At 30.5% G+C, this 6,212-nt stretch carries 6 protein-coding genes and 1 tRNA gene; 4 read left to right on the top strand and 3 right to left on the bottom strand.

The window, feature by feature from the left end:
• On the top strand, positions 1-260 hold a 260-nt coding region (locus BUB51_RS13375), incomplete at its 5' end, for a group II intron maturase-specific domain-containing protein (RefSeq protein WP_073197605.1).
• A gap of 344 nt (positions 261-604) precedes the next feature.
• On the opposite strand, the gene BUB51_RS11770 is transcribed toward BUB51_RS13375, so the two are convergent.
• The 3 genes from BUB51_RS11770 to BUB51_RS11760 form a co-directional block, all read right to left on the bottom strand.
• Positions 605-3,418, bottom strand: coding sequence for a phosphodiester glycosidase family protein (locus BUB51_RS11770; protein WP_073197961.1), 2,814 nt, complete (start codon positions 3,416-3,418; stop codon positions 605-607).
• A gap of 39 nt (positions 3,419-3,457) precedes the next feature.
• The gene (locus BUB51_RS11765) at positions 3,458-4,168 is read right to left on the bottom strand and encodes a tRNA 2-thiocytidine biosynthesis TtcA family protein (protein WP_073197959.1); all 711 of its coding nucleotides are present in this window, start codon (positions 4,166-4,168) and stop codon (positions 3,458-3,460) included.
• Between the two features lie 247 nt (positions 4,169-4,415).
• Positions 4,416-4,492: transfer RNA gene (locus tag BUB51_RS11760), tRNA-Pro, on the bottom strand.
• 355 nt (positions 4,493-4,847) lie between these two features.
• Between BUB51_RS11760 and BUB51_RS11755 the strand changes: the two genes are divergently transcribed.
• The 3 genes from BUB51_RS11755 (at position 4,848) to BUB51_RS11745 (ending at position 6,087) form a co-directional block, all read left to right on the top strand.
• Positions 4,848-5,315 carry a COG2426 family protein gene (locus BUB51_RS11755; RefSeq protein ID WP_073197965.1) on the top strand — a complete coding sequence of 156 codons (468 nt, stop codon included), beginning with the start codon at positions 4,848-4,850 and terminating at the stop codon, positions 5,313-5,315.
• A 147-nt stretch (positions 5,316-5,462) separates the two neighbouring features.
• Positions 5,463-5,843: a type II toxin-antitoxin system prevent-host-death family antitoxin gene (locus tag BUB51_RS11750; protein ID WP_052045307.1), complete on the top strand. Its 381-nt coding sequence runs from the start codon at positions 5,463-5,465 to the stop codon at positions 5,841-5,843.
• Complete coding sequence (locus BUB51_RS11745) at positions 5,836-6,087, top strand: hypothetical protein (RefSeq protein WP_143153623.1); 252 nt, start codon at positions 5,836-5,838, stop codon at positions 6,085-6,087. Before BUB51_RS11750 ends, BUB51_RS11745 begins: the two co-directional genes overlap by 8 nt.
• Positions 6,088-6,212: the final 125 nt, after the last annotated feature.

The raw sequence follows: 6,212 nt of genomic DNA, 5'->3' as shown, positions 1-6,212 counted from the left end.
TAAAAGCGATAGACAAATGGACTAGGAGAAGATTAAGGGCATGCCTTTGGAAACAATGGAAGAAAATTAAGACCAAATTTAAGAATCTTAAAAGATTAGGAGTCCCAGAGTATAAGGCATGGCAATACGCTAATACCCGAAAGGGGTACTGGCGTATATCTAATAGTCCTATATTAAATAAGACATTAAATAATCAGTATTGGCTAAATCAAGGATTTAAAACATTCTCTATGCAGTATAAGAAATTGAACTTAACCTAATGAACCGCCGTATACCGAACGGTACGTACGGTGGTGTGAGAGGTCGGTAGATGAATTAATCATCTACCTCCTACTCGATTGACAAAGTAAAATTTTTATGAAAATGACGCTCATGCGGACGAATTTAGAAAAAACTAAGGGTTCAAATTTTTAGAAAATCCTAACGCACCTAATCAAGACCTCCTGTCTTGTAGGATGCTGGTTTGACCTCCTGTCAAACCTACGGATTTTCTAAAAAATTTTCACCTAGTTTTTTTACTAAATTCTTTCAAGCATTCGCTTTCATTTTCATAAAATACTTAAGAGAATAAGTTTGTCAACAGTCTGAGGGACTATGAAGTCCCTTAATTTTTTAATAAAGGCAATATTTCATAAGTTACTTTATCCCCATTTACCACAAATCTAACATATCTAATATCAAACAAATCATTTAAATCCCCTAGTTTAATATCTTCTACTTCGATATATCGTATTCCATCTTTTAAATTTACAACAGTTCTATTACTTCCCTGGATTACAAAAATGTTTTTACCCGAATTTCTATAATCGGTTAATATTTTATGGAATAATTCTGCTTCTAATTTATCAGTAAAACCGGATTTTCCAAATACAGGTTTTGGTAAAGAAATAATTACGTTCTTTTCATTAGACTTATTTAATATATCTTTCAGCCAAATCCATTGGTTTACATCTGATGTTCTTAATCCGTTTTTGGTGTCATCAAGCTGTATAAATAGCGTATTATTATTTACAAAGTAAGAATATCCATTAGATGCTTCAGCAAAAGGCACTTTTATTTTATCTATAAAGATATTATTCATTTTACCTAATATTATTCCCAGATGATTTTCATTTATTTTTTCATCTATTTTGCCTGCTATAAGGCGTTTAAGTAAAGTATCTGCTTTTTTAATACCTCTTGCAACAATGAAGCTAAAGCCGTTTTCACCTATTTCTTCACTTTTCTGAAGTTTATCTTCTATATGAGTTTCAGCAGGTAAAGTCATAGTTTTATAAGGAGTAGCATATAGAGCTTTTAGTCCGTCTATTAAGATATACCCTTTATCTTTATTGCAAGGGCTAGTTTCAACAATATAAATCCTATCTAAAGTTATAGGATAAGCAACATTATCTGGAATATCTGCTTCAATCCACTTCCAGCCATCCCAATCAATATTTCTTACAAAATCGATATAATAAGATTTTCCGCTGCTGTCTATTATCTTGCCTCTAAACCAATGATTACTTCCATTACCATATAACCATAATCCAAGTTTGGTAGGTTTATTTTCTAATTTAATACCATTTTCTCCTAGAGTTATATATGCTGCCGTAGTTTTTTCAGAATTTGTGAAGTCGTAATTTAATTTAAGAGAGAATTTGCCTAATACGTCTTCATTATCTAATTTAATATTTCCATTAACCTCTTGAGGATAGCCTATGAAATTTAAGTCATCTAAATTCTCAAAGTCTTCCAATAGAATCTCATTATAACCTACTGAAACTTCAATGTTTTGAACTGCATTCATGAGTTTAGCAGTAATAGCTCCAGAAGATGGTTTTTTAGAGCTATAAAATATTCCATCTACGATTTTGCCAATATTACCATATATTGTCCAATTAATGTCTTTTGGATTTATCTTTGCTGTATAGCCCTCATCATTTTTTCCGTATATTTCGGTTAAATCTTTCTGGCTATTTACATCTATATGGAATTTGTCAAAATTAAATTGCAATTCTTTTACTTCATTTAAAACGTTAATTTCAATTTCGGCTTTTTTACCTCTATATCTAGCTATTACTTTACCTTTTCCTAATTCTTTAGGAATTAATTTATTTCTATTAAAATTACCTTTTATACCTGAAACGCTAAACTTTACTCTATCGATATCTATGTCGACAGGATTGTGATATTTATCAAATCCTCTTACATAGAAGTTTCTAGATGTATTAACAAATATATTTGTATCGTCAGTATATATTTTTATATAGCTTAAATTTTTCTTGGGAGCATTATTAAAAATACCTAATCCGTTTGATATTCTTCTTTCTTTCCCATCTGACGGATGATTTACAACGATAGGATTTTCTTCATATTGTGGTTTTAATACCATTGTAGTAGAGCCGCCACCGTCTAAATTAACTGCTTCATATGCTCCCAAATCTATCATGATTTCGGCTAAAGTATTTAAGTCTACACCTTTATATGAAGTATCTCTACCGTCAATTGTTACAAGAATGAGTTCGTCTTTGTCTTTATTAATTCCTAATGCAGTTCTTGGATGTTTACCTTTTATATTTAATGTGAAATCTGCAATATTTCCATCTTTAACTATAAACGTTCCACTTCCTATAGCTGTTTTTATGTTTTCGTAGTTTGGCATAGTATTTATTTCAAGTTTTACTTTTTTACCTACTTTAAAATTATTAAGAAGCATATTCTTAACCCTGCCGCGCCCAGTAAGTATGTATCCATTTTCCGGCATGTCTATAGGAGGTTGACCAATTCTTACTTCTTTAACTGTATCTTTTTCAACAACAATTTCTATCATATCGTTGAAATAAGTATTTCCTATACTTTTTAAGCTCCAGTTTTTATCGTATAAAATAACTTCTTCGTGTTTATTGCTTGATTTATTTATTGCAGATAAGATAACAGGTTGTCCACCTTCTGGGACTGCTTTAATTTCCCATTTCCAGAAGGATATAAAGGGATAATTATTTTTATCTATTGCAAATATAGGCAGTCTATCCCAATGATATGGTGGAGATGAAACCATTTTTCCATTTGATATGACGACTCCTAAAGGAAAAGAACTTTTAGCTGTCGAGAAAAAATCACCATTGATACCTGCAATAGCTTGAGAATTTTTTATCATGTTAGATAGTGTATCTCTTTTAGAAATTCCTTCTTTGTTAAAAAGAACATCTAAGTTAGTGTATTTATCTTTTAAATTTACTCTTAAAACATTTATATTCCACCATCCATCAGATGTGAATTTCTGAATATGTTCGTGTATAACACCACTCGAAATATTTTCTGTATTTTTCCATTCGTGAAGCAATATTGGTTTATCTGCAAAGCTCATAGAAAAGCTTGAAAAAATGATTACTCCACCGGCTATATATGAAACTACTCTTTTAAACAACTTATTCATAGTTACCCTCCTTTGAATCTAAAAATTTGAGTTTAAGTTTTAAAACCACAAATTCAACTGATCTTTATTTTTCATAGCGGTAATAAGTCTATCTCTTGCTTGAGGAATATCTTTATATATGTTTTTCATAAGATGTTTTATATATTCTCTTTTAGTATTTCTGTTTGCAGGACAGGGACTTTCTACGGTAGGTATATTATATTTTTTAATGGCTCCTTTTATTTGATGTTCTGTAACGTAAATGAGAGGTCTTATTACTGTAACATCTTTTCTGGACATATATGTTTTAGGTGAAAAAGTATTTATTCTTCCCTCATAAAACATACTCAAGAATAATGTTTCGATAGCATCATCAGCATGATGTCCTAGAGCCAGTTTGTTTAATCCTTTTTCTTTCATAAGGTCGTGCATAGCCCCTCTCCTCATTCTAGCACAAAGCGAACAAGGATTTTTTTCTTTTCTGATATCGAAAATGATTTTACCTATTTGAGTTTCCTTTATGGTATATGGAACGCCAATTTCTTCTATAAATTTTTTTACTTCAGATAAATCAAAGTCTTCAAAACCTAAAGTCAGAGTAATAGCTTCTAACTCATATTTTACCGGACTAAATCTTTGGAATATTTTTAACCCGTATAATAGGATTAAGCTATCTTTTCCGCCTGAAACTCCAACTGCAATTTTATCGCCGTCTTCTATAAGGTTAAATTCTTCTACTGCTTTTCTTATTGCTCCTACTATTCTTCTCATGTAATCAACCTTTCTTTTTTAAGCTCATATTATTAATTCTATGTAAAAATATGTATTTTAATATTTATAATTCCATTTATTGAACAATAGTGATTGTATCATATTAACTACGTTTAAACAATGTCTCGAATTACATTTTAATATATTTGTAATCTTTCAGATAAAAGTTATATAACTATTTTTTGTATTATGATGAATTATAATCAAAATGAAAAAAGAGCCGAGAACATTCTCGACTCTTTTCTTCTGGTCGGGGTGGAGGGACTCGAACCCCCGGCCCCATGGTCCCAAACCACGTGCGCTACCAAACTGCGCCACACCCCGTCAGCTCATATTAACTTATCACGAATGTTATTTTAAAGCATATTTAGTTAACTTGCAATACTGTTAACAACTGATTAATTAAAATTATATTGTAGATTCTAATTAATTCTTATTATTTCTTCGGAATTCTTACCATTGCTAAAAATAAATAACTAATATAGAATCGAAAAAAATATTTTTCTTTTATTTTTTATATTATATAATATAATTTGTACAGTTCAAAAATGTGTAAACTATAGGAGAGCAGAACCTTTTAGGATTATAAATATTAGTTTTATTGAATAAGATATAAAGTCAGATTATAATTAATGACTAAAAAGAACAATAGATATATAATGGGGTGATTTATTTGTTGATGCAGACTTTAAAAGTCTTAAAAGATGAACTTATCGTAATACTTGTTGCTGCTGGACCTGTATTAGAATTAAGAGCAGCAATACCACTTGGGATAGCAATGGGATTTACACCTGTTCAAAGTACAATATTAAGCATTATAGGTAATTTAATACCTGTACCTATTTTACTCAAAATACTAAAACCTTTATTCGATTATCTTGGAAGGACTAAAATGTTTGGTAAGATTGCAGAATGGATTAAACAGAGAACTTTGAAGAAGAGCGAAAAAGTTGAGAAATATAGGGCTTTAGGGCTATTTCTTTTAGTTGCAATACCGGTACCGTCTACTGGTGCTTGGACAGGATGTCTAGCAGCTACTTTATTTAATATAGAATTTAAATATTCTTTTCCGGCGATTACTGCAGGAGTAATTGTAGCTGGATTAATCGTCTTTATTTTAAGCAATCAGGTTGTTGCATTTATGTAAATAATTAAGAGACAGATTAAAATTTAAAGTTGAAAATGAAAAGTGCAGAATTAGTCATATAATTTTCAAGAAAATTTAAGTGAAAAAATTATGAAAATGGTTTAATTAATGTAAAAGATAAATATAATAAAGAAAGGGGGATTACTTTTGCAAAACACATACAATATAGAAAAGGTGAGTAGTAGAATCATGTCTTATTTTGGGGATTTGAGAGAAATTTTAGGCAGGATAGTATCGGTATCAGATTTGAGCAGAGGAAAAAGTTCAAAAATAATTCAGAAAATTGTAAAAGATAACAAGCCTTATATAGTAGTTAAAAATAATAAACCGCAAGCCATAATAATGTCTATAGAAGAATATGGTGAATTAATGGATATAAAAGAGAATTTTAGATTACTAACAAAAGCATTACAGAGAATAGAAAATCATAACCCTTCTGATGATGTGATTTTCGAGGAAATTTTGTTGGAAGAAGGAATAAGCAGAACTGAAGTGAATCGGCTGGCCGATGAGGTGGAAATTGAATAGTGTGTTGGAAAGTAAAATTTATAATGGGGAACCGTTGGGGCATGTAAAAGGGAAAGATTTGACAAATTTTTTTAAAATCAAATATAAAAATATTAATATAAGAGTTGTATATATTTTGGCAAGAGAGCATAAAGTGATGAATATAATAGTAATAGAAGGAAGAAATGATGGTAAATGCTATGAGATTGCAAATAAAAGAAAAAATAAATATGGGGAGGACTTATTTAAAGATAGTTTTTCTTGAAGACTTTTAGACAGAAAACTAAAAGTCTTTTTTTATGTGCGCCGGGCATGCGTAACAACTAGGTGGTGAGAGTCCACTGTGGGGGTTGACCGTGCCAACCACTAGCCAAAGGCAAGGGTGTCCAT

Source organism: Caloranaerobacter azorensis DSM 13643 (genome assembly GCF_900129995.1).
Taxonomy (GTDB): domain Bacteria; phylum Bacillota; class Clostridia; order Tissierellales; family Thermohalobacteraceae; genus Caloranaerobacter; species Caloranaerobacter azorensis.
This window is presented reverse-complemented; position numbering and strand designations above follow the sequence as displayed.

Coding starts and splice junctions, on each gene's coding strand:
- BUB51_RS11770 (WP_073197961.1), bottom strand. CDS start 3,418: ATGAATAAGTTGTTTAAAAGAGTAGTTTCATATATAGCCGGTGGAGTA.
- BUB51_RS11765 (WP_073197959.1), bottom strand. CDS start 4,168: ATGAGAAGAATAGTAGGAGCAATAAGAAAAGCAGTAGAAGAATTTAAC.
- BUB51_RS11755 (WP_073197965.1), top strand. CDS start 4,848: ATGCAGACTTTAAAAGTCTTAAAAGATGAACTTATCGTAATACTTGTT.